General features: G+C 59.8%; 23 protein-coding genes. 13 read left to right on the top strand and 10 right to left on the bottom strand.

From position 1 onward, the window contains the following. The 9 genes from NTD87_RS15360 (at position 1) to NTD87_RS15320 (ending at position 9,769) form a co-directional block, all read left to right on the top strand. The gene (locus tag NTD87_RS15360) at positions 1-1,491 is read left to right on the top strand and encodes a gamma-aminobutyraldehyde dehydrogenase (protein WP_262114843.1); all 1,491 of its coding nucleotides are present in this window, start codon (positions 1-3) and stop codon (positions 1,489-1,491) included. Between the two features lie 87 nt (positions 1,492-1,578). Further along, entirely contained in the window at positions 1,579-2,730 is a 1,152-nt protein-coding gene (gene ydcS, locus NTD87_RS15355; RefSeq protein ID WP_262114841.1) for a putative ABC transporter substrate-binding protein YdcS, read from the top strand. A gap of 217 nt (positions 2,731-2,947) precedes the next feature. Further along, positions 2,948-3,985 carry an ABC transporter ATP-binding protein gene (locus NTD87_RS15350; protein ID WP_262114840.1) on the top strand — a complete coding sequence of 346 codons (1,038 nt, stop codon included), beginning with the start codon at positions 2,948-2,950 and terminating at the stop codon, positions 3,983-3,985. 1 nt (position 3,986) lies between these two features. Beyond that, on the top strand, positions 3,987-4,934 hold the full coding sequence (locus NTD87_RS15345) for an ABC transporter permease (RefSeq protein ID WP_262114839.1): 948 nt from the start codon (positions 3,987-3,989) through the stop codon (positions 4,932-4,934). Then, positions 4,924-5,751: an ABC transporter permease gene (locus NTD87_RS15340; protein ID WP_262114838.1), complete on the top strand. Its 828-nt coding sequence runs from the start codon at positions 4,924-4,926 to the stop codon at positions 5,749-5,751. The genes NTD87_RS15345 and NTD87_RS15340 overlap by 11 nt, the downstream gene beginning before the upstream one ends. A gap of 175 nt (positions 5,752-5,926) precedes the next feature. Beyond that, on the top strand, positions 5,927-7,351 hold the full coding sequence (locus NTD87_RS15335; protein WP_262114837.1) for a gamma-aminobutyraldehyde dehydrogenase: 1,425 nt from the start codon (positions 5,927-5,929) through the stop codon (positions 7,349-7,351). A gap of 240 nt (positions 7,352-7,591) precedes the next feature. Next, positions 7,592-9,076 carry an APC family permease gene (locus tag NTD87_RS15330; protein ID WP_262114836.1) on the top strand — a complete coding sequence of 495 codons (1,485 nt, stop codon included), beginning with the start codon at positions 7,592-7,594 and terminating at the stop codon, positions 9,074-9,076. 176 nt (positions 9,077-9,252) lie between these two features. After that, positions 9,253-9,510 carry a CopG family ribbon-helix-helix protein gene (locus NTD87_RS15325; protein WP_262114835.1) on the top strand — a complete coding sequence of 86 codons (258 nt, stop codon included), beginning with the start codon at positions 9,253-9,255 and terminating at the stop codon, positions 9,508-9,510. Next, positions 9,479-9,769 (top strand): type II toxin-antitoxin system RelE/ParE family toxin, encoded by a 291-nt coding sequence (locus tag NTD87_RS15320; protein WP_262114834.1) that lies wholly within the window; start codon positions 9,479-9,481, stop codon positions 9,767-9,769. Before NTD87_RS15325 ends, NTD87_RS15320 begins: the two co-directional genes overlap by 32 nt. Positions 9,770-9,848: 79 nt before the next feature. Here NTD87_RS15320 and NTD87_RS15315 read toward each other — a convergent pair whose 3' ends face one another. After that, positions 9,849-10,034: a hypothetical protein gene (locus tag NTD87_RS15315; protein WP_262114833.1), complete on the bottom strand. Its 186-nt coding sequence runs from the start codon at positions 10,032-10,034 to the stop codon at positions 9,849-9,851. 473 nt (positions 10,035-10,507) lie between these two features. Between NTD87_RS15315 and NTD87_RS15310 the strand changes: the two genes are divergently transcribed. Further along, positions 10,508-12,142 (top strand): glucan biosynthesis protein D, encoded by a 1,635-nt coding sequence (locus NTD87_RS15310; protein WP_262114832.1) that lies wholly within the window; start codon positions 10,508-10,510, stop codon positions 12,140-12,142. Positions 12,143-12,239: 97 nt separating this feature from the next. Here NTD87_RS15310 and NTD87_RS15305 read toward each other — a convergent pair whose 3' ends face one another. Beyond that, on the bottom strand, positions 12,240-12,671 hold the full coding sequence (locus tag NTD87_RS15305; protein WP_262114831.1) for an RcnB family protein: 432 nt from the start codon (positions 12,669-12,671) through the stop codon (positions 12,240-12,242). A gap of 106 nt (positions 12,672-12,777) precedes the next feature. On the opposite strand from NTD87_RS15305, the gene NTD87_RS15300 reads away from it, so the two are divergent. Further along, positions 12,778-13,329 (top strand): hypothetical protein, encoded by a 552-nt coding sequence (locus tag NTD87_RS15300; RefSeq protein WP_262114829.1) that lies wholly within the window; start codon positions 12,778-12,780, stop codon positions 13,327-13,329. Positions 13,330-13,479: 150 nt separating this feature from the next. Here NTD87_RS15300 and NTD87_RS15295 read toward each other — a convergent pair whose 3' ends face one another. The 3 genes from NTD87_RS15295 to NTD87_RS15285 form a co-directional block, all read right to left on the bottom strand. After that, positions 13,480-14,586, bottom strand: coding sequence for an NADH:flavin oxidoreductase/NADH oxidase (locus NTD87_RS15295; RefSeq protein WP_262114828.1), 1,107 nt, complete (start codon positions 14,584-14,586; stop codon positions 13,480-13,482). 267 nt (positions 14,587-14,853) lie between these two features. Further along, positions 14,854-16,563, bottom strand: coding sequence for a single-stranded-DNA-specific exonuclease RecJ (gene recJ, locus NTD87_RS15290; protein ID WP_262114827.1), 1,710 nt, complete (start codon positions 16,561-16,563; stop codon positions 14,854-14,856). 66 nt (positions 16,564-16,629) lie between these two features. Further along, entirely contained in the window at positions 16,630-17,172 is a 543-nt protein-coding gene (locus NTD87_RS15285; RefSeq protein ID WP_262114826.1) for a YaeQ family protein, read from the bottom strand. 149 nt (positions 17,173-17,321) lie between these two features. On the opposite strand from NTD87_RS15285, the gene NTD87_RS15280 reads away from it, so the two are divergent. After that, positions 17,322-18,521: a CaiB/BaiF CoA transferase family protein gene (locus NTD87_RS15280; RefSeq protein WP_262114825.1), complete on the top strand. Its 1,200-nt coding sequence runs from the start codon at positions 17,322-17,324 to the stop codon at positions 18,519-18,521. Further along, positions 18,475-19,428 (top strand): TIGR02285 family protein, encoded by a 954-nt coding sequence (locus NTD87_RS15275; protein ID WP_262114824.1) that lies wholly within the window; start codon positions 18,475-18,477, stop codon positions 19,426-19,428. The genes NTD87_RS15280 and NTD87_RS15275 overlap by 47 nt, the downstream gene beginning before the upstream one ends. Positions 19,429-19,595: 167 nt before the next feature. On the opposite strand, the gene NTD87_RS15270 is transcribed toward NTD87_RS15275, so the two are convergent. From NTD87_RS15270 to NTD87_RS15250, 5 genes are all read right to left on the bottom strand, one after another. Beyond that, positions 19,596-19,883: a DUF3509 domain-containing protein gene (locus NTD87_RS15270; protein ID WP_262114823.1), complete on the bottom strand. Its 288-nt coding sequence runs from the start codon at positions 19,881-19,883 to the stop codon at positions 19,596-19,598. Positions 19,884-20,038: 155 nt separating this feature from the next. Then, entirely contained in the window at positions 20,039-21,442 is a 1,404-nt protein-coding gene (locus tag NTD87_RS15265) for a transporter substrate-binding domain-containing protein (protein WP_262114822.1), read from the bottom strand. A 119-nt stretch (positions 21,443-21,561) separates the two neighbouring features. Then, positions 21,562-22,971, bottom strand: coding sequence for a threonine synthase (gene thrC, locus NTD87_RS15260; RefSeq protein WP_262114821.1), 1,410 nt, complete (start codon positions 22,969-22,971; stop codon positions 21,562-21,564). Between the two features lie 66 nt (positions 22,972-23,037). Next, positions 23,038-24,342: a homoserine dehydrogenase gene (locus NTD87_RS15255; RefSeq protein ID WP_262114818.1), complete on the bottom strand. Its 1,305-nt coding sequence runs from the start codon at positions 24,340-24,342 to the stop codon at positions 23,038-23,040. Between the two features lie 133 nt (positions 24,343-24,475). Beyond that, positions 24,476-25,207, bottom strand: a complete 732-nt coding sequence (locus NTD87_RS15250) for a DsbC family protein (protein WP_262114817.1) — start codon at positions 25,205-25,207, stop codon at positions 24,476-24,478. Between the last annotated feature and the right edge of the window lie 107 nt (positions 25,208-25,314).

Below are 25,314 nucleotides of genomic sequence, written 5' to 3'. Positions count from 1 at the left end.
ATGACCACACAAGAAAAGAGAACCCGAAAAATGGCTGGCGCGCAGACCCCGTTGTTCACTGCATTGCTGATCGATGGTGAATTGGTCGCAGGCGAAGGCTTTGTCGAGCCGATCATCAACCCGGCCACCGGTGAAGTGCTGACGCACATCGCCGAAGCCAGCACCGAACAAGTCGAAGCCGCGATCCTCGCCGCCCACCGCGCCTTCGCCGGCTGGTCGCGAACCACCCCGCAACAGCGCTCGAACATCCTGCTGGACATCGCCAACGCGGTGGAGAAACACGCCGACCTCCTCGCCCGCCTGGAATCGCTGAACTGCGGCAAGCCGCTGCACCTGGCCCGCCAGGACGACTTGAGTGCGACGGTCGATGTGTTCCGCTTCTTTGCCGGCGCCGTGCGCTGCCAGACTGGCCAGCTCAGCGGTGAGTACCTGCCGGGCTACACCAGCATGGTGCGTCGCGATCCTATAGGGGTCGTAGCGTCCATCGCGCCGTGGAATTACCCGATCATGATGGCCGCCTGGAAAATCGCCCCGGCCCTGGCCGCCGGCAACACCCTGGTGTTCAAGCCGTCCGAACACACGCCGCTGTCGATTCTCGCCCTGGCCCCGGCGCTGGCTGAAATCCTTCCACGTGGGGTGATAAATATCATCTGCGGCGGCGGTGAAGGTGTCGGCAGCCATTTGGTCAGCCACCCCAAAGTGCGCATGGTGTCGCTGACCGGCGACATCGTGACCGGGCAGAAAATCCTTCAGGCTGCCGCCAAGACCCTCAAACGCACCCACCTGGAACTCGGCGGCAAAGCGCCGGTGATCGTCTGCAACGACGCCGACCTTCAAGCGGTGGTCGACGGCGTGCGCAGTTACGGCTACTACAACGCAGGGCAGGACTGCACCGCCGCCTGCCGGATTTATGCACAGGCCGGGATTCACGACAAATTGGTCGCCGAACTCGGTGCCGCAGTCAGCAGCCTGCGCTTCGCCGGTAAACGCGATGCCGACAACGAACTCGGCCCGCTGATCAGCACTCGCCAGCGCGACCGTGTGGCCAGTTTTGTCGAACGCGCCCTCGGCCAGCCGCACATCGAACGGGTGACCGGCGCGGCGGTGCATTCCGGCGCCGGTTTCTACTACCAGCCAACCCTGCTGGCCGGCTGCAAACAGAGCGATGAAATCGTTCAGCGTGAAGTGTTCGGGCCGGTGGTCACCGTGACCCGCTTCGAGGAACTTGCGCAAGCGGTGGACTGGGCCAACGACTCGGAATACGGCCTGGCCTCGTCCGTATGGACGCAAAATCTGGACAAGGCAATGCAGGTGGCCGCGCGCTTGCAGTACGGCTGCACCTGGATCAACAGCCATTTCATGCTGGTCAGCGAAATGCCCCACGGCGGCTTGAAGCGCTCGGGTTACGGCAAAGACTTATCCAGCGACTCGCTCCAGGACTACAGCGTGGTGCGGCACATCATGGCCCGCCACGGCAGCGATTTGAAATAACCGCACTACGCTAACAACGAGCCGAAAAGGCCAGCTCTACCACGTTCAAAAACTGCCCCGACCATAATTAAAGAAGAGGGAAACCCCATGTTCGTGCACAAGACCGCACTGCTCAGTGCCATCACCACCGCCTTGCTGGCCAGCGCCAGTATCCAGGCCGCCGAACCGCTGAAAGCCGTTGGCGCTGGCGAAGGCCAGTTGGATATTGTCGCCTGGCCGGGTTACATCGAACGTGGCGAAAGCGATAAGGCCTACGACTGGGTCACCGGTTTCGAGAAAGAAACCGGCTGCAAGGTCAGCGTCAAAACCGCCGCCACCTCTGACGAAATGGTCAGCCTGATGGCCAAGGGTGGTTATGACCTGGTGACCGCGTCCGGCGATGCCTCGTTGCGCTTGATTGGTGGCAAGCGTGTGCAGCCGATCAACACAGCGCTGATCCCGAACTGGAAAAACATCGACCCGCGCCTCAAGGACGGGCCGTGGTACGTAGTCAACAAGCAGGTCTACGGCACGCCTTATCAGTGGGGCCCGAACGTGCTGATGTACAACACCAACGTTTTCAAAATCGCGCCTGACAGCTGGAGCGTGGTGTTCGATCCGCAAAACCTGCCGGACGGCAAAGCCAACAAGGGCCGCGTACAAGCCTATGACGGCCCGATCTACATCGCCGACGCCGCGCTGTACTTGAAGGCGACCAAACCGGAACTGGGCATCAAGAGCCCTTACGAACTGACCGAAACCCAGTACAAGGCCGTGCTCGACCTGTTGCGCGCTCAGCAGCCGCTGGTTCACCGCTACTGGCATGACGCGACCGTGCAGATGAGCGACTTCAAGAACGAAGGTGTCGCGGCATCCAGCACCTGGGGCTACATGGTCAACGGCCTGCAAGCCGACAAGCAGCCGGTGGCCTCGACCATTCCGAAAGAAGGCGTGACCGGCTGGGCCGACACCACCATGTTGCACGCCGATGCCAAACACCCGAACTGCGCCTACAAGTGGATGGACTGGTCGCTGCAACCCAAGGTCCAGGGCGACGTCGCCGCGTGGTTCGGCTCGCTGCCCGCCGTGCCGGCGGCGTGTAAGGGAAGCGAACTGCTCGGCGCCGAAGGCTGCAAGACCAACGGTTTCGACCAGTTCGACAAGATCGCCTTCTGGAAAACCCCACAGGCTGAAGGCGGCAAGTTCGTGCCTTATAGCCGCTGGACCCAGGACTACATCGCGATCATGGGCGGTAGATAGTCCGAGCCCCCTGTGGGAGCGAGCCTGCTCGCGATGAGGGCATAACAGTCAATATCGCTGTTGACTGACGCACCGCCTTCGCGAGCAGGCTCGCTCCCACATTTGATCACCGCCCTTGCCGCTACCGTGCTCGGTTTTACAGACAACAGATGTTCGTTTTTTCAGAAGTCCAGGCTGGGCCGCTGCGACGGCCTTCGCCTTTTTGGAGCACCGCACCATGACGCTTGCAGTCCAGTTCACCAATGTTTCCCGTCAGTTCGGTGAAGTGAAAGCCGTAGACCGGGTTTCCATCGACATCCAGGACGGTGAGTTCTTTTCCATGCTCGGCCCTTCCGGCTCGGGCAAAACCACCTGCCTGCGACTGATCGCCGGCTTCGAACAACCGAGCACAGGCTCGATCCGAATTCACGGCGCCGAGGCCGCTGGTTTGCCGCCCTATCAACGTGACGTGAACACCGTGTTTCAGGATTACGCGCTGTTCCCGCACATGAACGTTCGCGAAAACGTTGCCTACGGTTTGAAGGTCAAAGGCGTCGGCAAGGCCGAACGCATGAAGCGCGCCATCGATGCCCTCGACATGGTCGCCCTTGGCGGTTACGGCGAGCGTAAACCGGTGCAACTGTCTGGTGGCCAGCGTCAGCGCGTGGCCCTGGCCCGTGCCCTGGTTAATCGTCCGCGGGTGCTGCTGCTCGATGAACCGTTGGGCGCGCTCGATCTGAAGCTGCGCGAACAAATGCAGGGCGAGTTGAAGAAGCTCCAGCGCCAGCTCGGCATCACGTTCATCTTCGTCACCCACGACCAGACTGAAGCGCTGTCGATGTCCGACCGGGTGGCGGTGTTCAACAAGGGCCGCATTGAGCAGGTCGATACCCCGCGCAACCTGTACATGAAACCTGGCACCACCTTCGTTGCCGAGTTCGTCGGCACCTCCAACGTGATCCGTGGTGATCTGGCCAAACAGCTGAGCGGCCATCCACAGCCGTTCTCAATTCGCCCGGAACACGTGCGCTTCGCCGAAGGCCCAAAGGCCAGCCACGAAATCGAAGTCAGCGGCCTGCTGCACGACATCCAGTATCAGGGCAGCGCGACGCGTTACGAGATGAAACTTGAAAACGGCCAGACCCTGAACATCAGCCAGGCCAACGACCAGTGGCTGGATGTCAGCACCCAGCATCAGACCGGGCAACTTATCCGTGCGCGCTGGGCCCGCGAGGCGATGATCCCGTTGCACGACACCGTTGCGAGCGGGGTCTGAGATGAACAGCGTGACCATAAGCCAAACCCCGGTCGGCAGCTCGCTGCTGCGCAGGTTTTCCAACCTGCTGTATCGCCGGCCCAACCTGTACCTAGCGATGTTGCTGGTGCCACCGCTGATCTGGTTCGGCGCGATCTATTTAGGTTCGCTGTTGACGTTGCTGTGGCAGGGTTTCTACACCTTCGACGACTTCACCATGGCGGTCACTCCCGAACTGACCCTGGCGAACTTCGCGGCGCTGTTCAACCCATCGAACTTCGACATCATCCTACGCACCTTGGGCATGGCCATCGTGGTCTCGATCGCCAGCGCCATCGTCGCGTTCCCGATTGCCTACTACATGGCGCGCTACACCACCGGCAACACCAAGGCGTTTTTCTACATCGCGGTGATGATGCCGATGTGGGCCAGTTACATCGTCAAGGCGTACGCCTGGACCCTGCTGTTGGCCAAGGGTGGGGTGGCGCAGTGGTTCGTCCAGCACCTGGGATTGGGGCCGGTCTTGCAGTTCGTGCTCGGGATTCCCGGCGTCGGCGGCAGTACCTTGTCGACCTCCCATGTGGGCCGTTTCATGGTGTTCGTCTACATCTGGCTGCCGTTCATGATCCTGCCGATCCAGGCCTCGCTGGAACGCCTGCCGCCGTCGCTGCTGCAAGCGTCCGCCGACCTCGGCGCCAAGCCACACCAGACGTTCATGCAGGTGATTTTGCCGCTGTCGATTCCGGGCATTGCAGCCGGTTCGATCTTCACCTTCTCGCTGACCCTCGGTGACTTCATCGTGCCGCAACTGGTCGGCCCGCCGGGCTACTTCGTCGGCAGCATGGTCTACGCCCAACAAGGCGCCATCGGCAACATGCCAATGGCCGCGGCCTTCACGTTGGTGCCGATCGTGCTGATCGCGGTTTACCTGTCCATCGTCAAACGTCTGGGGGCTTTCGATGCGCTCTAATACACAAACGCAGGGAGAGAAAGCCTCTCTCGGTCTGCGCATCGCGGCCTGGGGCGGGTTGGTGTTTCTGCACTTCCCGATCCTGATCATCTTCCTGTACGCCTTCAACACCGAAGACGCGGCGTTCAGCTTTCCGCCCCAGGGCTTCACCCTGAAGTGGTTCAGCGTGGCGTTCTCGCGGCCTGACGTGCTGGAAGCAATCAAGCTCTCGCTACAGATCGCTTCTATCGCGACCTTGATCGCCATGGTCCTCGGGACGCTGGCTTCGGCGGCGCTGTACCGGCGGGATTTCTTCGGCAAGCAGGGCATTTCGCTGATGCTGATCCTGCCGATTGCGTTGCCGGGGATCATCACCGGTATCGCGCTGCTGGCGACCTTCAAGACGCTGGGCATCGAGCCCGGGATGTTCACCATCATTGTCGGTCACGCAACCTTTTGCGTGGTGATCGTCTACAACAACGTCATCGCCCGCCTGCGCCGTACTTCCCACAGTTTGATCGAGGCGTCGATGGATCTGGGCGCTGACGGCTGGCAGACCTTTCGCTACATCGTCCTGCCGAACCTCGGCTCGGCGTTGTTGGCCGGCGGCATGTTGGCGTTCGCCCTGTCGTTCGACGAAATCATCGTCACCACCTTCACCGCCGGCCACGAACGTACCTTGCCGCTGTGGCTGCTCAACCAGCTCAGCCGCCCACGGGATGTACCGGTAACCAACGTGGTGGCGATGCTGGTGATGATCGTGACCATGCTGCCGATCCTCGGCGCCTATTACCTGACTCGCGGCGGCGAAAGCGTCGCGGGCAGCGGCGGTAAATAACTGACAACGACTATCCACTGTGGGGCCTGGCTTTTTGTGGGAGCGAGCCTGCTCGCGATGACTGACTGACATTCAACAAAGATGTCGATTGTAAGACCGCTATCGCGAGCAGGCTCGCTCCCACAGGGGCCGATTTCAGCATGAAAACAAGAACTGCTTCGACAAGGACAAAACCATGCAAACCAAACTCTTGATCAACGGCCAGCTTGTCGCCGGCGAAGGCCCTGCCCAACCGGTATTCAACCCGGCCCTGGGTCGCGTACTGGTAGAAATCAACGAAGCCAGCGAAGCCCAGGTCGACGCTGCGGTGCGCGCCGCCGATGCCGCGTTTGAAGGCTGGTCGCAGACCCCACCCAAAGACCGTTCGCTGCTGTTGCTCAAACTCGCCGACGTCATCCAGGCCCACGGTGAGGAATTGGCCAGGCTTGAATCGGACAACTGCGGCAAACCCTACAGCGCCGCGCTGAACGACGAGATTCCGGCGATTGCCGATGTGTTCCGCTTCTTCGCCGGCGCCAGCCGCTGCATGAGCGGTATGGCCGGGGGTGAATACCTGCCGGGGCACACCTCGATGATCCGCCGCGACCCGGTCGGCGTGATCGCCTCCATTGCACCGTGGAACTACCCACTGATGATGGTCGCCTGGAAAATCGCCCCGGCCCTGGCTGCCGGTAATACCGTGGTGCTCAAGCCGTCGGAGCAAACGCCACTGACCGCGCTGCGTCTGGTAGAACTCGCGTCGGAGATTTTCCCGGCCGGCGTGCTCAACCTGGTATTCGGCCGTGGGCCTACGGTGGGCAGCCCGCTGGTCACCCACCCGAAAGTGCGCATGGTGTCGCTGACCGGTTCGATCGCCACTGGCTCGAACATCATTTCCAGCACCGCCGACAGCGTCAAACGCATGCACATGGAGCTGGGCGGCAAAGCCCCGGTGATCATCTTCAACGACGCCGACATCGACGCCGCGGTGGAAGGCATTCGCACCTTCGGTTTCTACAACGCTGGCCAGGATTGCACCGCCGCTTGCCGCATCTATGCCCAGGCAGGCATCTACGAGAAGTTCGTCGAGAAGCTCGGCGCGGCCGTCAGCACGATCAAGTACGGTCTGCAGGATGATCCGTCGACTGAACTGGGCCCGCTGATCACCGCCCAGCATCGCGACCGCGTAGCCGGTTTTGTCGAGCGCTCTGTCGCGCAACCGCACATCCGTTTGATCACCGGCGGCAAAGCCGTGGAAGGCAACGGGTTCTTCTTCGAACCGACGGTGTTGGCCGACGCGCAACAGGACGACGAGATCGTCCGCCGCGAAGTATTCGGCCCGGTCGTGTCGGTGACCCAATTCACCGATGAAGCGCAGGTGCTGGGCTGGGCCAACGATTCGGACTACGGCCTGGCGTCGTCGGTGTGGACCGCCGATGTCGGCCGCGCTCACCGCCTCGCCGCCCGCTTGCAGTACGGCTGCACCTGGGTGAATACACACTTCATGCTGGTCAGCGAAATGCCACACGGCGGTCAGAAACTGTCCGGCTATGGCAAGGACATGTCCATGTACGGCCTGGAGGACTACACCACCGTAAGGCATGTGATGTTCAAGCACTAAAAGCATCGTCGGATCGCCGCCCGGAGCAAGCTCGCTCCCACATTTGATCTCATTCCTCTGTGGGAGCGAGCCTGCTCGCGATGGCGTCACCGCAAACTCAAGGAAGAAACCGGCAACCAGCACCACCAGGTTCCACCCCAAAGCAGCCAAAACAATAACCACCGATCCGGGTTGAGCCGTCATGGCCCAGCCACGGTTTCGGACATCCGAAATCTGCCGATTTTCCGGAGCATCAACGCCATGAGTACACTCAACGAACTCCCGGCAATAGCCGCCGACAGCGATGCCGAGCAGCTACGCAAGCTGGGCTACACCTCGAACTTCAATCGCAGCATGAGCCTGTGGGAAAACTTCGCCCTGGGCTTCACTTATCTTTCTCCGGTCGTAGGGGTTTATACCCTGTTCGGCCTGTGCCTGGCCGCCGGTGGCCCGCCAATGTTCTGGGCGTATCTGCTGGTGGGTTGTGGCCAACTGCTGGTCTGTCTGATTTTCGGTGAAGTGGTTTCGCAGTTTCCGATTTCCGGCGGCGTCTACCCGTGGGCCCGCCGCTTGGTGGGCAAACGCTGGGCGTGGATGGTCGGCTGGATCTACTCCATCGCCCTGTGCGTGACTATCGCGGCCGTTGCGGTCGGTGCCGGTCCTTACCTGGCGGCGATGATGGGTTTTGAACCGAGCAATAACACCAACATCGTCATCGCCCTGGTGCTGACGCTGTTCGCCACCCTGGTCAACCTCAGCGGCACCAAGGTGCTGGCGCGCATCGCCATGTTCGGCTTCCTTTGCGAACTGGTCGGCGCGGTGATCGTCGGCGTGTACCTGCTGGTGTTCGAACGTCATCAACCGCTCAGCGTACTGTTCAACACCTTTGATATCCGCGTCGACGGCTCCTACCTGCCGGCGTTCCTGACCGCATCCTTGGCCGGGATGTTTCTGTACTACGGCTTCGAGGCCTGCGGCGACGTCGCCGAAGAAACCCCGAACCCGAGCAAACAGATTCCGGTGGCCATGCGCATGACCATCTACATCGGTGGCATCGCGGCGATGTTTGCCTGCCTGGCGCTGATTCTGGCCGTGCCGGACATGCAAGCAGTGATCAACGGCACCGACAAGGACCCGGTGACCACCATCCTCAACAACGCCTTCGGCCCTGTGGGTTCGAAAGTGGTGATGGGCGTAGTCATGATTTCCTTCATCTCCTGCGTCATCAGCCTGCAAGCCGCGGCCAGTCGTCTGCTGTATTCCTACGCTCGTGATGAAATGGTCATCGGCAGTGCGCTGCTGAAAAAGATTTCGCCTACAACGCAGGTTCCGGTTGCTGCGCTGTTCGTGTCTGGCGTCCTCCCAGCGCTGATTATTGCCCTCGGCTTTTTCCTGCAAGACGCGGTCGCCACCATCGTCAGCTTCGCGGCCATCGGCATTTACCTGGCGTTCCAGATGATCGTCCTCGCGTCGCTGTATGCCCGTGCCCGCGGCTGGAAACCCAGCGGCAAGTTCACGCTGGGCGCGTGGGGTCTGCCGGTGAATATCGGTGCGCTGGTCTATGGCGTTGGCGCAATCATCAACATGGCCTGGCCACGTACGCCGGATGCAGCGTGGTACATCAACTACGCCATGGTGCTGAGCACCGCCATCGTCATCGGCCTGGGGCTGCTCTACATGTGGCTCGGCAAACCGTATGACCATGGCACCGCCCCGGCGGGCGACGCCTGGAAAATCAGCAGGTAACAACTGAAGACCACTGGAGGGAGCAAGCATTTGGCAACACATCGCTGACTCCCTCCAGCACCTGTCCCGCTAAGATTTCCTGACACCGCGCACGCAACGGTGGTTGACTGAAATACTGGCAGGGCCTAGGGTGTTTACGTCGTTTACAACGTATACACACTCACAGGAGAGCCGCGATGGCCTCGCCCGTTTTGTCCTTTCGAGTCGAAGAGATTCTTGCCCGGCAGCTGGATCAGCTTGCAGCAGCGACCGATCGCGACCGTCAGTACCACCTCAAGCGTGCACTGGTGCGCTATGTAGAAGCCGAATCCTGGCATCTGCAAGCGATCAGCGAAGGTATTGCCGATGCCGATGCTGGAAAACTGACCGATCTGGACGCCGTGAAGGCTAAGTGGACAAATCGTGCCGAGAGTCGCACTGACCGAGAAAGCTGAGAGTGACCTGGACGCCATTCATGAACACTATTGCGGGCTGATTGGCGCAGTCGCTGCCAACGATGTGGTGACAAGCATCCTCAACACCTTTGGCCAGCTTGAACTGTTCCCCGGCTCAGGGCGTCCGTCACTGGTACCGGATGTACGTGAGCTTGTCCTGAATCAGCTTCCATTTGTTGCACCTTATCGCCTGGTACTTGGCCAGGTGCAGATCCTGCGGATATTGCATCAACGAACCGAGCGTAATCAGGAGTGGTGACACTCAATGCAATCGGGGTTGATGCACAAGACCAACAGCCCCTCCCATAAGCGAATATGGGAGAGACCGTTAACCCGCCTCAAAACCGCGAAACACTGTGCATCGCGTCCACCAGATAGCGCATTGCAATGCGGTCGTTCTCCGACAACTGGCGATACTGCTCGACGAGTTTCACCTCCTCCGAGCTGAGCCGGCGCGACCTTCGCGGGATGCTCATGCCTGAGAAAATCCCCAAAAACCCGATGATGCCTTGCGCTTTTGCCATGGACGATGTCCCTCTGCACGTGAAATGAAACTTCAGCTACTTCATCGCCCTGCCTGGTTTTCAGCAGCGGTCGGCACCTGCCTGGCTGCGGCTGAACGTTTACCGGCCTCAAGGGCAAAGGCCGGTCATGAGCCTAAGAATAGGAACAAAAAAACGCTGGCGAGCGATTTTTAGAGTAATTAGTCCAATAAATAAAAACACTTATTTGAAACGCTATGTTGATTTGAAAAACGGGTGAATATCCTCGGGCTCGGGCCCGAGATGCTCGCTGAGCATGCGGGGTCTCCTGAAGTGATCCGCGGGTGCTTTGTGTGAAACACACGCTAATCATTTTTCGAGTTAATTCGAACGCTTTATCTTATTCGGCATCTGTTTAAAATCCGATGCGTTTGGCCGAAGGCTTGTCCGAACCTCTATTTCTGATCCGTAACGCCGCCAGGAACGCCGCGGGATCGTCCAAGACAGGTTGTCCTATGCACCGCAGGAATTTGCTGAAAGCCTCCATGGCCATCGCGGCCTACACCGGCCTTTCGGCCACTGGATTGTTGGCCGCGCGGGCCTGGGCCGGGACTGCCGATGGCGAGGCCGAGGCCTTCGACTTCGAAGCATTGCAAGCGCAAGCCAAGCAATTGGCCAGCCGTGGCTATGTCGACACCAAGCAGGTGTTGCCACCGACGCTTTCGAACATGACGCCGCAGCAGTTCAACGCGATTCAGTACGACGCCAGCCACTCGCTGTGGAACGACCTGAACGGGCAACTCGACGTGCAGTTCTTCCACGTCGGCATGGGGTTCAAACAACCGGTGCGCATGTACAGCGTCGACCCCAAGACCCGTCAGGCGCGGGAAGTGCACTTCCACCCGTCATTGTTCAATTACCAGAATTCCAGCGTCGACACCGCGCAGCTCAAGGGCGACCTGGGCTTTGCCGGGTTCAAGCTGTTCAAGGCCCCGGAGCTGGATAAGCACGATGTGGTGTCGTTCCTCGGCGCCAGCTACTTTCGTGCTGTAGATAACACCGGCCAGTACGGCTTGTCGGCCCGTGGCCTGGCGATCGACACCTACGCCAGGAAGCGCGAAGAGTTTCCGGACTTCACCAAGTTCTGGTTCGAAACCCCGGACAAGGACAGCACCCGCTTCGTGGTCTATGCCCTGCTCGACTCGCCGAGCGCCACCGGCGCCTACCGCTTTGACATCGACTGCCAGGCCAGTCAGGTGGTGATGGCCATCGACGCCCATGTCAACGCGCGCACGGCCATCGAGCAACTCGGCATCGCGCCGATGACCAGCATGTTCAGCTGCGGCACCCACGAACGGCGCATGTGCGACACCCTTCACCCGCAGATCCACGACTCGGATCGCCTCGCCATGTGGCGTGGCAACGGGGAGTGGATCTGCCGACCGCTTAACAACCCGGCGACCTTGCAATTCAACGCCTTCGCCGACAAGGACCCGAAAGGTTTTGGCCTGGTGCAAACCGACCATGAGTTCGACAGTTATCAGGACACCGTTGATTGGTACAGCAAGCGCCCGAGCCTGTGGGTCGAGCCGACCACCGCGTGGGGCGAAGGCTCCGTCGACCTGCTGGAAATCCCCACCACCGGCGAAACCCTGGACAACATCGTAGCCTTCTGGACCCCGAAGAAACCGGTGGCCGCCGGCGACTCGCTGAACTACGGCTACAAGCTCTACTGGAGCGCCCTGCCGCCCGTTGGCACCCCGCTGGCGCGGGTCAATGCCACGCGTTCGGGTATGGGCGGTTTCACCGAGGGTTGGGCACCGGGTGAGCACTATCCGAAGGTCTGGGCGCGGCGCTTTGCGGTCGACTTTACCGGTGGTGGACTGGATCGCTTACCTGAAGGCACCAGCATCGAACCGGTGGTCACGGCGTCGAACGGTCAGGTCAAGGATTTCAACGTGCTGGTGCTGGATGACATCAAAGGCTATCGAATTACCTTTGACTGGTTCCCGACCGATGACAGCGTGGCCCCGGTCGAACTGCGGTTGTTCATCCGCACCCATGACCGGACGTTGAGCGAGACCTGGTTGTATCAGTACTTCCCGCCAGCACCAGACAAGCGTAAGTACCCGGATTGGGCAACCGCTTAAGATAAGTGACGGCGGCTCAGCCACCGAGATTGCGTAAGACAAACAAAGCCTGGCCAGTTGCCGGGCTTTTTCGTTCTATCGTCTCGCAGCCGGAAACTCAGTCCGCCACGTTATGCAGGACCTGGTATATAAGTCCGGTTGCGATGGTCACCAGGATCAGGTCTGTACCGGCTTGCTGCCATTCATAGCCCTCATAACGAGGTAGCCTGTCCCGCATCCTGCCGTCCAGTTTCTTGGCGATTCCCGGTGGCAGAGGTTTTCCTTGGGCAATCTTCTTTTGAATGCCTGGCGGTAGCGCTGGACCAGGCGACCAATAATCACGACTGTTGCCGATGATGACGCGAACACCACCCACGTCGATCTGCGGGCCACCGTATCCATCCTCCTGTTGATAGTTCTGGGATTTGTTGCCTTTGCTCCCGTTACCGTGCGGGTTGCCCTTGCCATTGCCAGGATCTGCGTACAGAGCCGTAGAGCCACATAAAAGCGCGATGCTTGTCAAAAAAGCTACAACTGAACGAGTCGTCATATCCGTGATCCTCTTGCCGTAGTGCCTTCTGTCGGGAGCCTGAGAACTATAGACAGTGATAGGCGTCCTAGTTGATACGAACCTACCCTGATCGATGGAAGCAATCATGCTTTTAAAGAAAACGAATCTAGTCGCTGTTATGTCGTGCGTCATGATGCTGGCTGCTGCGCCTTTACTCCCCGTGAGCTTCGCTTATGCGAAAGATGGTGGTAGCCACGGTGGCGGTAACGGTAGCGGTGGTAGCGGTGGCGGTGGTAGCGGTGGCGGCAACGGCGCAGGTCACGGCGGCGACGCTGGTGGCAGTGGCGGCCGAGGAGAAGGTCATTCTGCTGATGCTGGCAGCAAAGGCCGTGCTGAAGGTAAAGAAGCCGATCATGATGGCCGAGCGGTCAGGGACCATGGCCTAAGTGGTCTTAAGGAAGGTCAGGAAAGCGATCATGCCGGCCGAGCGGTCAGGGACCACGGCGTCAAAGGCCATCACACTGGCCGCACTCGTAATGACAGTAAAGGCCTTGGCGTGGCTACGTCCGGGGTTGCACATTCCAAAACCACCCACGGACTTGCCAAGGCCACTGCGATCTCGGCCACCAAGCCAGGAGATCACGATTCAAAGGGCTTGAGTAAGGCTGCCACTTCGACCACCAAAGTGGATCAGTAAACCCGCCCCTTTGTCGTCGCACGAGCCTTTCCGAGCTCTCGTGCGACCACAAAGCCCACCGCTCGTGTGGTGCTGCTCACTCAAGAAAAAACGCCGCTTGTCCCTGAATGGGAAAGCGGCGTTTTTCTTGGCTTGCTCGGTAGAGGCGGATCAATCACGCAAATCCGACTCATGGATCGGCTGATCGCGGCTCGTTGCCCGTTGATATTGCGCCGGCCAGGTGGCCTTGCGTCCGCCCAGGTCATCATCGGCATGCAACGGCCAGTACGGGTCGCGTAACAGTTCGCGAGCCAGCAGGATGATGTCGGCCTGGCAGGTGCGCAGAATGTGTTCGGCCTGTGCCGGTTCAGTGATCAATCCGACGGTACCGGTGGCAATCCCCGACTCCTTGCGCACGCGCTCGGCAAACCGCGTCTGATACCCCGGCCCGGTAGGAATCTCCGCATTCGCCGCTGTGCCACCGGATGACACGTCGATCAGATCGACCCCCAATGCTTTCAAACGCCGCGCCAGCTCCACGGTTTCATCCGGGTTCCAGCCATCTTCGACCCAGTCTGTGGCCGATACGCGAACGAACAAGGGTAACTCTTCAGGCCAGACTGCGCGTATCGCTTCGGTCACTTGCAGCACCAGACGAATGCGATTTTCGAAAGAGCCGCCGTATTGATCACGCCGCTGATTGCTCAACGGTGACAGAAACTGATGCAGCAGATAACCGTGAGCGGCATGCACTTCGACCACTTTGAAGCCTGCGGTCAGCGCACGCTTGGCCGAGTCGACAAACGCCTGGATCACCCCGGCGATCTGCGCTTCGGTCAGTTGTGTGGGTGGTGTGTGTTCGGGGTCGAAGGCAATCGGCGAAGGGCCAACCGGGGTCCAGCCGCCATCCGCCAGTTTGATACTGCCGTGCTTGCCCAGCCATGGTCGGTGAGTGCTGGCCTTGCGCCCGGCATGGGCCAGTTGAATACCGGCGACCGCGCCTTGGGCGGTGATAAAGCGGGTGATGCGTTGCAGTGGCTCGATCTGTTCGTCGTTCCACAAGCCAAGGTCCTGGGCGGTGATCCGTCCGTCAGCGGTGACGGCCGTGGCTTCGGTAAAAATCAGTCCGGCCCCGCCCACGGCACGGCTGCCGAGGTGTACCAAATGCCAGTCATTGGCCAGCCCATCGACGCTGGAGTATTGGCACATCGGCGACACCGCGATGCGGTTGAGCAGGGTCAATTGACGAAGGGTGTAGGGTTCAAGCAGCAGACTCATGGGGCACCTCTCAAATCAGTGGGCAGGCTCCAGGGTTCTGTTTGAAAAGTCGACGAGTGACAGGAAAGGATGCGGCACCCGCCCCCACGGGTAAAAAACTCGACAAAACGTCACAAGGCCAATCAAGCAGTGATTAGAGCCTAGTCGACATCGGCAGATGAGGGAGGGTTCATAGAGATTCAGCGTGAGGGAAATCGCTTTCGCGAGCAGGCTCGCTCCCACAGGGTTTGCACGGACCTTGTGGGAGCGAGCCTGCTCGCGAAGGGCTTAACGCGGTTCGATGTGAGCAATCATCAATTGAACGGCTTCCTGCCCACGGTACTCGTTGACGTCGAGCTTGTAGGCCAGCTCAACCCAGCGGATGGTCGGGTTCGGCCAGACATCGCGGTCGATGCCAAAGGCAATGCCGTCGAGTTTCACGGAACCACATTCGCTTTTCAGCACCACCTTGAGATGGCGCTCGCCGACCACTCGCTGCTCGACCAACTGGAACATCCCGTGAAACAGCGGCTCGGGAAAGTGTTGGCCCCATGGACCGGCATGGCGCAAGGCGCGGGCCAGTTCAAGGTGAAACTCTTCGACCGCCAGGGTGCCGTCCGACAGCAACCGCCCGGTCAGGTCTTCTTCACGCATTTGCCGGCGAACTTCCGCGTCGAAAGCCTCGGCGAACAACGGAAAGTTCGCTTCCGGCAGCGTCAGACCCGCCGCCATCGCGTGGCCGCCGTACTTGCTGATCAGTGTCGGATGCTGCGCCGCCACCACACTCAAGGCGTCACGAATATGAAAGCCCTGCACTGAACGTCCCGAGCCCTTGAGCATGCCGTCGCCGGCGTCGGCAAAGGCAATGGTCGGACGGAAATAGCGCTCTTTCATACGCGACGCGAGGATGCCGATGACGCCCTGGTGCCACTCGGGATCGAACAGGCACAAACCGAACGGCATCGACTCCAGCGGCAAGTCCTTGAGCTGGGCCAATGCTTCGCGCTGCATGCCCTGTTCGATGGATTTGCGGTCCTGGTTCATGCCGTCGAGCTGCGCGGCCATTTCACGGGCGGCGCCCACGTCTTCAGTGAGCAGGCATTCGATGCCCAGACTCATGTCGTCCAGACGCCCCGCCGCGTTCAAGCGCGGGCCGAGGATGAACCCCAGATCGGTGGAGGTGATGCGCGAGTGATCGCGCTTGGCCACTTCGAGGATCGCCTTGATGCCCGGCCGAGCCCGGCCTGCACGAATCCGCTCCAGGCCCTGATGCACCAGAATCCGGTTGTTGGCATCCAGTGGCACCACGTCGGCGACGCTGCCCAGCGCCACCAGATCAAGCAACTCGCCGATATTCGGCTGCGGCTTGCTCTCGTACCAGCCCAGGCTGCGCAAGCGTGCACGCAACGCCATCAGCACATAGAAAATCACCCCGACCCCGGCCAGCGCCTTGCTTGGAAACTCGCAGCCTGGCTGGTTCGGATTGACGATGGCATCGGCCAACGGCAGTTCGTCACCGGGCAAGTGGTGATCGGTAACCAAGACCTTGAGCCCGGCCTTTTTCGCCGCCGCCACGCCTTCGACGCTGGAAATGCCGTTGTCCACGGTGATCAGCAACTGTGGCTGGCGCTCCAGCGCCACCGCGACGATTTCCGGGGTCAAGCCATAACCGTACTCGAACCGATTGGGTACCAGATAGTCGACGTGAGCCGCCCCCAGCAGGCGCAGTCCCAACATGCCGACGGTACTGGCCGTCGCGCCATCGGCGTCGAAGTCGCCGACGATCAGAATCCGCTGACGTTGCTCCAGCGCCACCACCAGCAAATCCACCGCCGCCTCGATGCCCTTGAGCTGCTGAAACGGGATCAAGCGCGCCAGGCTCTTGTCCAGTTCCGCCTCGGATTGCACGCCCCGCGCTGCATACAGGCGAGTCAGAAGCGGTGGTAAATCACCGAGAAACGGCAGGGTAGCGGGTAGCAGGCGAGGTTCGATGCGCATGAGATGACAGGTGCTTCTCTTGAAAACGAAGGATAAAACCGGGTGACGCGATCCAGCGCTGAAAAATCAGCCGCGCTCGCCGCTCAGCCACTGCAACTGGACTTCATGCTGACCACGGTCGTCGGTGACGAAAATCGTTCCTTCGCTGATCATCACGTCCCACTTGATAACGCGGGGCATGTCCTTGGCCAGGGTTTCCAGCACTTCCTGAGGAACGGCCGCGATGTGCACGTTTTTCAGGTTTTTGATCGCCGGAATCACTTTACCTTCCCAGACACGCAGGCTGCCGTAAGCCAGCAGGCTGGTGCGTTCGGTACGGCGCGAGCACCAGGTCAGACGATCGGCGTCTGGCTGACCGACTTCGATCCAGTGCAGAACGCGGTCATCCAGACTTTTTTCCCACAGCGCTGGCTCATCCACGTCCGACAGACCGCGACCAAAAGACAGCTGCTCGTTGTACCAGAAGGCGTAGGCCAGCAGCCGCACGGTCATGCGCTCTTCGGTTTCCGAAGGGTGGCGGGCGATGGTCTGCTTGACGCTCTCGTACACGCTGCGGTCGAGGTCGGTGAGGTTCAGTTCAAACTTGTAGGTCGTGGACGGCTGGGCCATGAACGGGCTTCTTGATACGAGGAAAGGCGGCAAGTCTAACCGATGCCGGGGTCAATCAACGAATCATGACCGCCATCAAGCTTGGGCGATGAAGGCCGGGCTATGTTAAAACGCTGTATCGACTCAGCCTTTGTCCTACAGGATTGCCCATGCCGCTCACCGCCAAACCGCTTGCCGGCCTGAAAATCATCGAACTCGGCACCTTGATCGCCGGCCCCTTCGCCTCGCGTATTTGTGCCGAATTCGGCGCCGATGTGATCAAGATTGAATCCCCGGATGGCGGTGACCCGTTGCGCAAGTGGCGCAAACTCTACGAGGGCACCTCGCTTTGGTGGTTCGTCCAGGCGCGCAACAAGAAGTCCCTGACGCTGAACCTCAAGCACCCCGATGGCCTGGCAATCCTCAAGCAGTTGCTCAGCGAAGCCGACATCCTGATTGAAAACTTCCGCCCCGGCGTGCTGGAAAAACTGGGCCTGGGCTGGGACGTGCTGCACACGCTAAACCCGAAACTGGTGATGGTCCGTCTGTCGGGCTTTGGGCAAACCGGGCCGATGAAGGATCAACCGGGCTTCGGTGCGGTCGGCGAATCCATGGGTGGCTTGCGTTACATCACCGGGTTCGAGGATCGACCGCCGGTGCGTACCGGAATTTCCATCGGTGACTCGATTGCCGCACTCTGGGGCGTGATCGGCGCGCTGATGGCCCTGCGTCACCGCGAGGTCAACGGCGGTCAGGGCCAGGTGGTCGATGTGGCGTTGTACGAGGCGATCTTCGCGATGATGGAAAGCATGGTCCCGGAATTCGATGTGTTCGGGTTTATCCGCGAGCGCACCGGCAACATCATGCCCGGCATCACGCCCTCCTCTATCCACACCAGCGCCGACGGTAAACACGTGCAGATCGGCGCCAACGGCGATGCGATCTTCAAACGCTTCATGCAGACCATCGGCCGCGACGACCTGGCCAACGATCCGGCTCTGGCCAGCAACGATGGCCGCGATAGCCGTCGCGATGAGCTGTATGGGGTCATTGATCGGTGGGTCAGTTCGTTGTCGCTGGATGCCGTGATCGAGCAGTTGAACCTGGCTGAGGTACCTGCCAGCCGCATCTTCAGCGCCGAAGACATGTTCAGCGATCCGCAATTTCTCGCGCGGGAAATGTTCCTGCAAGCCAAGCTGCCCGATGGCAAGGACTTCAAGATGCCGGGCATCGTGCCAAAACTCTCGCAGACGCCGGGCACTTGCGAATGGGTCGGTGCAGAGTTGGGTGAACATAACGCGCAGGTGTTGAACGAACTGGGCTATGACGCGGCACAGATCGCGCGTCTGCGTGAAGACGGGGCGATTTAATCTGAAAGGGTTATCGGTGATTCGTCTGTTTAAATGCAAGAACCTCCCCGCGCTGGGTTTTGGCTGGGTATTGGCGTGCCTGTTGGCTTTCCCGGCTGTTACCCAGGCCAAGGAAACGTTGTTCTGGTTAGTGCGTGATCTGCCTCCCCTGATGACTTTCGAAGGGCCCCAAAAAGGTCAGGGCGTGACTGATCGTCTTTTGTCGCTGTTAATCGCCGGCATGCCCGAGTACCAGCACGATATCGTGCGGGTCAACCGTGCGCGGGGCATGCAAATGCTCCTGGAGCCGAGCTTCACCTGCGACCCCTCGCTGCTCTGGAATCAGGAACGGGCCAAGCGGCTCATTTACTCAATCCCGGCCTACCGCGTCCTCAGTAATGGCGTGGTCATACGCCATCAAGATCGGGCCGCCCTGATGCCGTTCGTCATCGACGGCAAGGTCGATCTGGCCGCATTACTGGCCCTGAAGGAGAAAAAGCTGGGGGTAGTCGCCGAACGCAGTTACGGCCAATTCGTCGACGGTCTGCTACAGCGCACGCCCGGCGATGCCCTGTCTTCACACTATGGCAACGATGCCCTTGGCAGCCTGCTGCAAATGCAGCGCCTGGGGCGTTTAACGGCGGTGCTCGGTTACTGGCCGGAGATCCGTTATCAGGCGTCACTGCAAGGCATATCGCCTGAAGAACTCGAGTTCTACGCTATCCGCGGCGTGAACAAATACCAGTCGATCCATGTCGCCTGCTCCGACACAGCACAGGGACGCCAGGCCATGATTCAGATCGACCAGATATTGCACAAACTGCGGCAAAACCAACTGATCGAGGTTTATGCCTACTGGCTTGACCCAGAGACGCGTAGCGAATATCTGGAGGACGCCAGGGCATTTTTCCAGCATGGAGAGCCGTGACCAAACGCCAGGCAAAAGAAACCCCGAGAAGTGGGGAGACGACTCGGGGTTAAACGTGGCCTACAAGGACCCGTACAACAAGCGACACGCACCGGAGCAGAATGCTTGATCTTGCTGATATAGGGTCTGACTAACCTGATTGCGGGAAGGTTCCCACAAAAAACAATTCAGTTTCCGACAGCAAGACGCTTGTCTTGCGCAACGTTGCGCAGAGCCGCAATCACGCTGGGCTCCAGCCGTCCTTCGGCGATCAACAAGTCGCGGTGCAATCCGTCGACGACATCTGTCAGCAGCCGTTTATCCATGAACTGCGCCTGATTGAACTGGCGTTCAACCATGGTGGCCCCGACGGCACTCTTCAATGTCACCAGGCATTCGCCATGGCTACCCGACGGGGTCAGCGTTACCTGATACGGACTCAATGCCTCACCCAGCAATAGGCTGATACTTTCCATCTCGATCACCACTCAATAGTCCGAAAACAAAGTGCCAAGGGCGAGATAAATGACCACTGGCCCGAGAAGAAAGTCTGAACTCAACTGACGGTATGCCGCTTTACCCTGAGTTGTCAGAGCATGCATGGGAAAGATGACAGGAAAAAAACAGCACCTTAAGTGAGCCCCTGAGCGGGGCCCCTCTCGTCAGAATTGCGCTGGTCAGGCTTATGGCGCTGACGTCCATGGGTGTCGGTCCAGCCGCCCACTACACCGCGCAGTAAACCCTCGGCGCTATAAAACGGCACCGCCCACTGATAAACATCCCGCACGCCACTGTTGAACGTCAGCTGGCGCTCGGTAAACAGGGCTTTCCGACTGCTGAGTTGCTCCATGATTTCCGCGTGCAGAAGCTCGGCCGTCGAGGCGGGTAAAACGTCGACCTCCGTCAGGCGTTTTCCCTTCATCTGGTCAAAGCGGGTCGACAGGTGCTCTTCATAGCTCTTGTTGCACAGGATCAACCGCCCCTCCTGATCCCTTACAAACACCGGATCGGGCATGGCATTCATCAAGGTGTGCTGGAACACCAATTGATCGCCAAGCCGTTGTTCGGCTGTCAAGCGCCGCTCGATCTGCCTGTTCAGCCGCTGGTTCCACAGCAGTGATATCAGCCCGAAGAGACTCGCAAAAAATACTCCCCAGCAGCCCCACTGGTAAATCCGCTGCCACAGCGATGGCGGTTGCGTGGGCACCACACCGCTGAGCCACTTCGAACGGATCGCTCGCAACTCTGCCGGAGGAAAAGCCTCGAGCGCCTTATTGATAATGCTCAGCAGCTGTGGCTGCTCTTTACGTAAGGCCAGATGGTCGGCCTCCCACAGGCCTTCGATACTTGAGCTGATCGCCAGCGGGCCTGCCGGGTACAGGTGGGCGCCCATTTCGTTTTCAATGGTTACATAGGCTTCGCCGCTTTCGACCAGGGCGCGTGCCTCGGCGTAGGTTTTGACCGAACGCAGTTCGATCTGCGGGTGGTCGCGACGGATGCCGGCCTCCAGCGCATGCCTGGCGGGGAGCGCCAGAACCTTGCCTGCAAGGTCCTCTAACGAATCAACCGCAGCAACTCCGGCCCGCCCGACGAACACCCAGCCAGCCCCGCCAAAGGCATGGCTGAAATCCAGAAAGCCTTTACGCTCTTCGTTCACGGCCAGTGTCGTGCTCATGTCTGCCCTGCCACTCTCCAGCAGCCCAAGCAGGTGTTCGGTCGAGAACGACTCTTCATGAACGAACTCCAGCCCGGTCATCCGCGAAAGACGCTGGAGAATGTCGTTGTTCAAACCGCTCCATTGACCGTGCTCATCCTTGAACAAGTACAACGGAAACTGCACCGACGCGACGACCACTCGCCGGTGTTCGGCAATCCATTCGAGCTCCTGGGCTTCCAGTTTAAGGGGCTCATTGGTGATAGCGGCTCGGATGTCCAAAGCGTCAAGTTGAGCCGCCCATACACAGTGCCCCAGCCCCATGGCACTCAATAAAAATACCCGGCACAAGGCCGGCTTCAATCCAGTAAAAAACCACATGCCCACTTCCTTCACGTCCACTCACCCATCCTTGAGGGGCGAAACGACGACAAGTGTGCCATGCAGAAATGAGAAAGCCCGTCAGGAGACGGGCTTCAAAATGTGACAGGAAAACCCTGTCAGAGTGGCTTGCCACGGTTGCCATGCTGACTGACAAAGGCCTGCACGGCTTTCAGGTCATTTGGCAAAACGGTGCAGCGCTCATCTCGCTCGAACAAATCAGAAAGATGGGCAGGCAGTTCAAGCGCTTTTCCTACGCCAGCTTTTTCCACAGCTTCAGGGAATTTGACCGGGTGGGCCGTTCCCAGAATCACCATCGGAATATCCAGGCTACGACGGCACTCACGTGCAGCCTTGACGCCGATGGCGGTGTGCGGATCGAGCAGCTCACCGGTCTGTTCGAAGACTTCAGCAATCGTCTCGCAGGTTTGTGCGTCATCCACCGCCAGCGAGTCGAACAGTTTGCGCGCTTCGGTCCAGCGCTCTTGCTCGACGCTGAAACCGCCACCTTGCTTGAAGGTGTCCATCAGGCCGGCGATGGCCACGCCGTTGCGACCGTGCAGGTCGAACAGCAGGCGCTCGAAGTTCGACGAGACCATGATGTCCATCGACGGCGACAGTGTGGCGTGCAGGGTTTCCTTGACGTACTGATTGCCGCTCATGAAGCGGTGCAGGATGTCGTTGCGGTTGGTGGCGACGATCAATTGGTTGATCGGCAGACCCATGTTGCGTGCCAGGTAACCGGCGAAGATATCGCCGAAGTTGCCGGTTGGCACCGAGAACGACACCGAACGCGCCGGGCCGCCCAACTGCAGGGCTGCGTGGAAGTAGTAGACGATCTGGGCCATGATCCGCGCCCAGTTGATCGAGTTCACTGCCACCAGGCGTGTGCCTTTGAGGAAGCTCTGGTCGGCGAAGCTCGCCTTGACCATTTCCTGGCAGTCATCGAAGTTGCCTTCGATGGCGATGTTGTGGATGTTCTCACCGAAAATGGTGGTCATCTGCCGACGCTGAACCTCGGACACACGGTTGTGCGGGTGCAGGATGAAGATGTCGACGTTTTCACAGTGCTTGCAGCCTTCGATGGCCGCCGAGCCGGTATCACCCGAGGTAGCACCAACGATGACCACGCGCTCGCCGCGCTTTTCCAGCACGTAATCGAGCAGGCGACCGAGCAGTTGCAAGGCGAAATCCTTGAACGCCAGGGTCGGGCCGTGGAACAGCTCCAGCACCCATTCGTTGCCGTTCAGTTGACGCAACGGTGCCACGGCGTTGTGGGAGAACACGCCGTACGTTTCTTCGAGGATTTTCTTGAAGTCGGCATCCGGAATGCTGCCGGTCACGAACGGGCGCATAACCCGGAAGGCCAGTTCGTGATACGGCAGGCCGGCCCAGGAAGCGATTTCTTCCTGGGTGAAACGTGGCAGGTTTTCCGGCACGTACAGGCCGCCGTCGCTGGCCAGACCTGCCAGCAGCACGTCTTCGAAATTCAGGGCCGGTGCCTGGCCGCGGGTACTGATATAACGCATGACTGGCTCCACTCTTCAGAGTTCGCAAACCCGGGCTCGCGCACGAGCCCGGTGAACAATAACGACTTAGTTCAGGTGCTCGACGCGGATCCGCACCACCGGACCGACCACGCCCTGCAACGCTTCGAGCGCTGTAATGGCGTCGTTCATGTGCTGTTCCAGCACACGGTGGGTCAGCAGGATCATTGGCACCAGGCCGTCGTGTTCTTCGACTTCTTTTTGCATGATCGATTCGATGTTGATACCGCGCTCCGACAGAATGCTTGCCACTTGGGCCAGCACGCCCGGATGGTCCTTGGCCTGGATGCGCAGGTAGTAGGCACTTTCGCAGGCTTCGATCGGCAGGATCGGGTGGGCCGACAGCGAATCCGGCTGGAAGGCCAGGTGCGGTACGCGGTTTTCCGGGTCAGAGGTCATGGCGCGAACCACATCCACCAGGTCCGCGATCACCGACGAAGCCGTAGGCTCCATGCCGGCACCCGCGCCGTAGAACAGGGTCGAGCCCGCAGCGTCGCCGTTGACCATGACCGCGTTCATCACGCCGTTGACGTTGGCGATCAAGCGATCAGCCGGGATCAGCGTCGGGTGTACCCGCAGCTCGATGCCGCTGGCGGTGCTGCGTGCCACGCCCAGGTGCTTGATGCGATAGCCCAGGGCTTCGGCGTAGTTCACGTCAGCAGTGGTCAGCTTGGTGATGCCTTCGGTGTAGGCTTTGTCGAATTGCAGCGGAATACCAAACGCGATCGAGGCCAGGATGGTCAACTTGTGCGCCGCATCGATGCCTTCAACGTCGAAGGTCGGATCGGCTTCGGCGTAACCCAGCGCCTGGGCTTCGGCGAGCACGTCTTCGAAGGTCCGGCCCTTCTCACGCATTTCGGTGAGGATGAAGTTGCCGGTGCCGTTGATGATCCCGGCGACCCAGTTGATGCGGTTGGCCGACAGGCCTTCACGAATCGCCTTGATCACCGGAATGCCACCGGCCACCGCCGCTTCGAACGCCACGATCACGCCTTTCTCGCGAGCCTTGGCGAAAATTTCATTACCGTGAACGGCAATCAGTGCCTTGTTCGCGGTGACCACATGCTTGCCATTCTCGATGGCCTTGAGTACCAGCTCGCGGGCAACGGTGTAGCCGCCCATCAGCTCTATAACGATGTCGATCTCAGGGTTCGTGGCCACTTCGAAGACATCGTTGGTAATCGCAATACCGGTCGTTTGGAACTGAGGCTTTGGCGTGCGCATGGCAATTTGTGCCACTTCGATTCCACGCCCGGCACGACGAGCAATTTCCTCGGCGTTGCGCTGAAGTACGTTGAAGGTACCGCCACCGACGGTCCCTAACCCACAGATGCCTACTTTGACCGGTTTCACTGTGAACTCCCCATAAAACGGCCGACTCAAGGCCGGCCGTGAAAACAACCGCATGCTCGCGGTTCTCTATTAATGGCCCGGCAAATGTTGCCGCCGGACCATGATCGTCAAAGGCTGGCCGTGACGATGCGAATTATTTCGCACCCAGCGCCAGTTTGGCGACTTGTGGTGCAGGCTGATAGCCCGGAATCACTTGGCCATCGGCCAAAACGATGGCCGGTGTACCGTTCACGCCGATCGACTGACCCAGGGCGAACTGCTTGGAAACCGGGTTGGCACACTTGGCGGCCTTGATTTCCTTGCCGTCGACCATTTTGTCCATGGCGGCTTTTTTATCAGTGGAGCACCAGACGGCCTGCAGTTGCTCATCACCCGGCGAGCCGAGGCCCTGGCGCGGGAAAGCAACATAACGCACTTCGATGCCCATTTTGTTCAATGCAGGCACTTCGGCGTGCAATTTGTGGCAGTACGGGCAGGTGGTATCGGTAAACACGGTGATGTGAGTCTTGGTTTCGCCAATCGCCGGGTAAACCACGGTTTCAGCGACCGGAATACCGTTGATCAGCTTCGAGATACCCAGACGCTCGGCCTTCTCGGTCAGGTTGACCGGCTTGCCATCCTTGAGCTGGAACAGGTAGCCCTGAACGATGTACTGGCCATCGGCGCTGGCGTACAGCACGCGGCTGCCCTTGAGTTTGACTTCGTAGAGACCGGCCAATGGGCTGGCGCCAATGGATTCGATCGGGGTGTCGAGCTGGAGGGTTTCCAGGCTTTTACGAATGGCTTTATCAGCCGCATCATCGGCGACGGCAAAGGTGCTGACCAACGCAATGGCTGCGGCGGCGAAAATCTGGGTCAGACGCATGAGAACTCCTGAAGGCGGACAAATGGGTCGGTTAGAACGCCCGTACTGAAACACCGGGTCATAACCGCCCATCGTGCAAACCCGCAAAGCCTACCACATAAGGCCCG

The organism is Pseudomonas sp. 6D_7.1_Bac1 (assembly GCF_025465945.1).
Taxonomy (GTDB): Bacteria; Pseudomonadota; Gammaproteobacteria; order Pseudomonadales; family Pseudomonadaceae; genus Aquipseudomonas.
This window is presented reverse-complemented; position numbering and strand designations above follow the sequence as displayed.

Excerpts from the sequence above, each read along its gene's own strand:
- NTD87_RS15360 (WP_262114843.1), top strand. The coding sequence starts at position 1 with ATGACCACACAAGAAAAGAGAACCCGAAAAATGGCTGGCGCGCAGACC.
- ydcS (WP_262114841.1), top strand. The coding sequence starts at position 1,579 with ATGTTCGTGCACAAGACCGCACTGCTCAGTGCCATCACCACCGCCTTG.
- NTD87_RS15350 (WP_262114840.1), top strand. The coding sequence starts at position 2,948 with ATGACGCTTGCAGTCCAGTTCACCAATGTTTCCCGTCAGTTCGGTGAA.
- NTD87_RS15345 (WP_262114839.1), top strand. The coding sequence starts at position 3,987 with ATGAACAGCGTGACCATAAGCCAAACCCCGGTCGGCAGCTCGCTGCTG.
- NTD87_RS15340 (WP_262114838.1), top strand. The coding sequence starts at position 4,924 with ATGCGCTCTAATACACAAACGCAGGGAGAGAAAGCCTCTCTCGGTCTG.
- NTD87_RS15335 (WP_262114837.1), top strand. The coding sequence starts at position 5,927 with ATGCAAACCAAACTCTTGATCAACGGCCAGCTTGTCGCCGGCGAAGGC.
- NTD87_RS15330 (WP_262114836.1), top strand. The coding sequence starts at position 7,592 with ATGAGTACACTCAACGAACTCCCGGCAATAGCCGCCGACAGCGATGCC.
- NTD87_RS15325 (WP_262114835.1), top strand. The coding sequence starts at position 9,253 with ATGGCCTCGCCCGTTTTGTCCTTTCGAGTCGAAGAGATTCTTGCCCGG.
- NTD87_RS15315 (WP_262114833.1), bottom strand. The coding sequence starts at position 10,034 with ATGGCAAAAGCGCAAGGCATCATCGGGTTTTTGGGGATTTTCTCAGGC.
- NTD87_RS15310 (WP_262114832.1), top strand. The coding sequence starts at position 10,508 with ATGCACCGCAGGAATTTGCTGAAAGCCTCCATGGCCATCGCGGCCTAC.
- NTD87_RS15305 (WP_262114831.1), bottom strand. The coding sequence starts at position 12,671 with ATGACGACTCGTTCAGTTGTAGCTTTTTTGACAAGCATCGCGCTTTTA.
- NTD87_RS15300 (WP_262114829.1), top strand. The coding sequence starts at position 12,778 with ATGCTTTTAAAGAAAACGAATCTAGTCGCTGTTATGTCGTGCGTCATG.
- NTD87_RS15295 (WP_262114828.1), bottom strand. The coding sequence starts at position 14,586 with ATGAGTCTGCTGCTTGAACCCTACACCCTTCGTCAATTGACCCTGCTC.
- recJ (WP_262114827.1), bottom strand. The coding sequence starts at position 16,563 with ATGCGCATCGAACCTCGCCTGCTACCCGCTACCCTGCCGTTTCTCGGT.
- NTD87_RS15285 (WP_262114826.1), bottom strand. The coding sequence starts at position 17,172 with ATGGCCCAGCCGTCCACGACCTACAAGTTTGAACTGAACCTCACCGAC.
- NTD87_RS15280 (WP_262114825.1), top strand. The coding sequence starts at position 17,322 with ATGCCGCTCACCGCCAAACCGCTTGCCGGCCTGAAAATCATCGAACTC.
- NTD87_RS15275 (WP_262114824.1), top strand. The coding sequence starts at position 18,475 with ATGACGCGGCACAGATCGCGCGTCTGCGTGAAGACGGGGCGATTTAAT.
- NTD87_RS15270 (WP_262114823.1), bottom strand. The coding sequence starts at position 19,883 with ATGGAAAGTATCAGCCTATTGCTGGGTGAGGCATTGAGTCCGTATCAG.
- NTD87_RS15265 (WP_262114822.1), bottom strand. The coding sequence starts at position 21,442 with ATGTGGTTTTTTACTGGATTGAAGCCGGCCTTGTGCCGGGTATTTTTA.
- thrC (WP_262114821.1), bottom strand. The coding sequence starts at position 22,971 with ATGCGTTATATCAGTACCCGCGGCCAGGCACCGGCCCTGAATTTCGAA.
- NTD87_RS15250 (WP_262114817.1), bottom strand. The coding sequence starts at position 25,207 with ATGCGTCTGACCCAGATTTTCGCCGCCGCAGCCATTGCGTTGGTCAGC.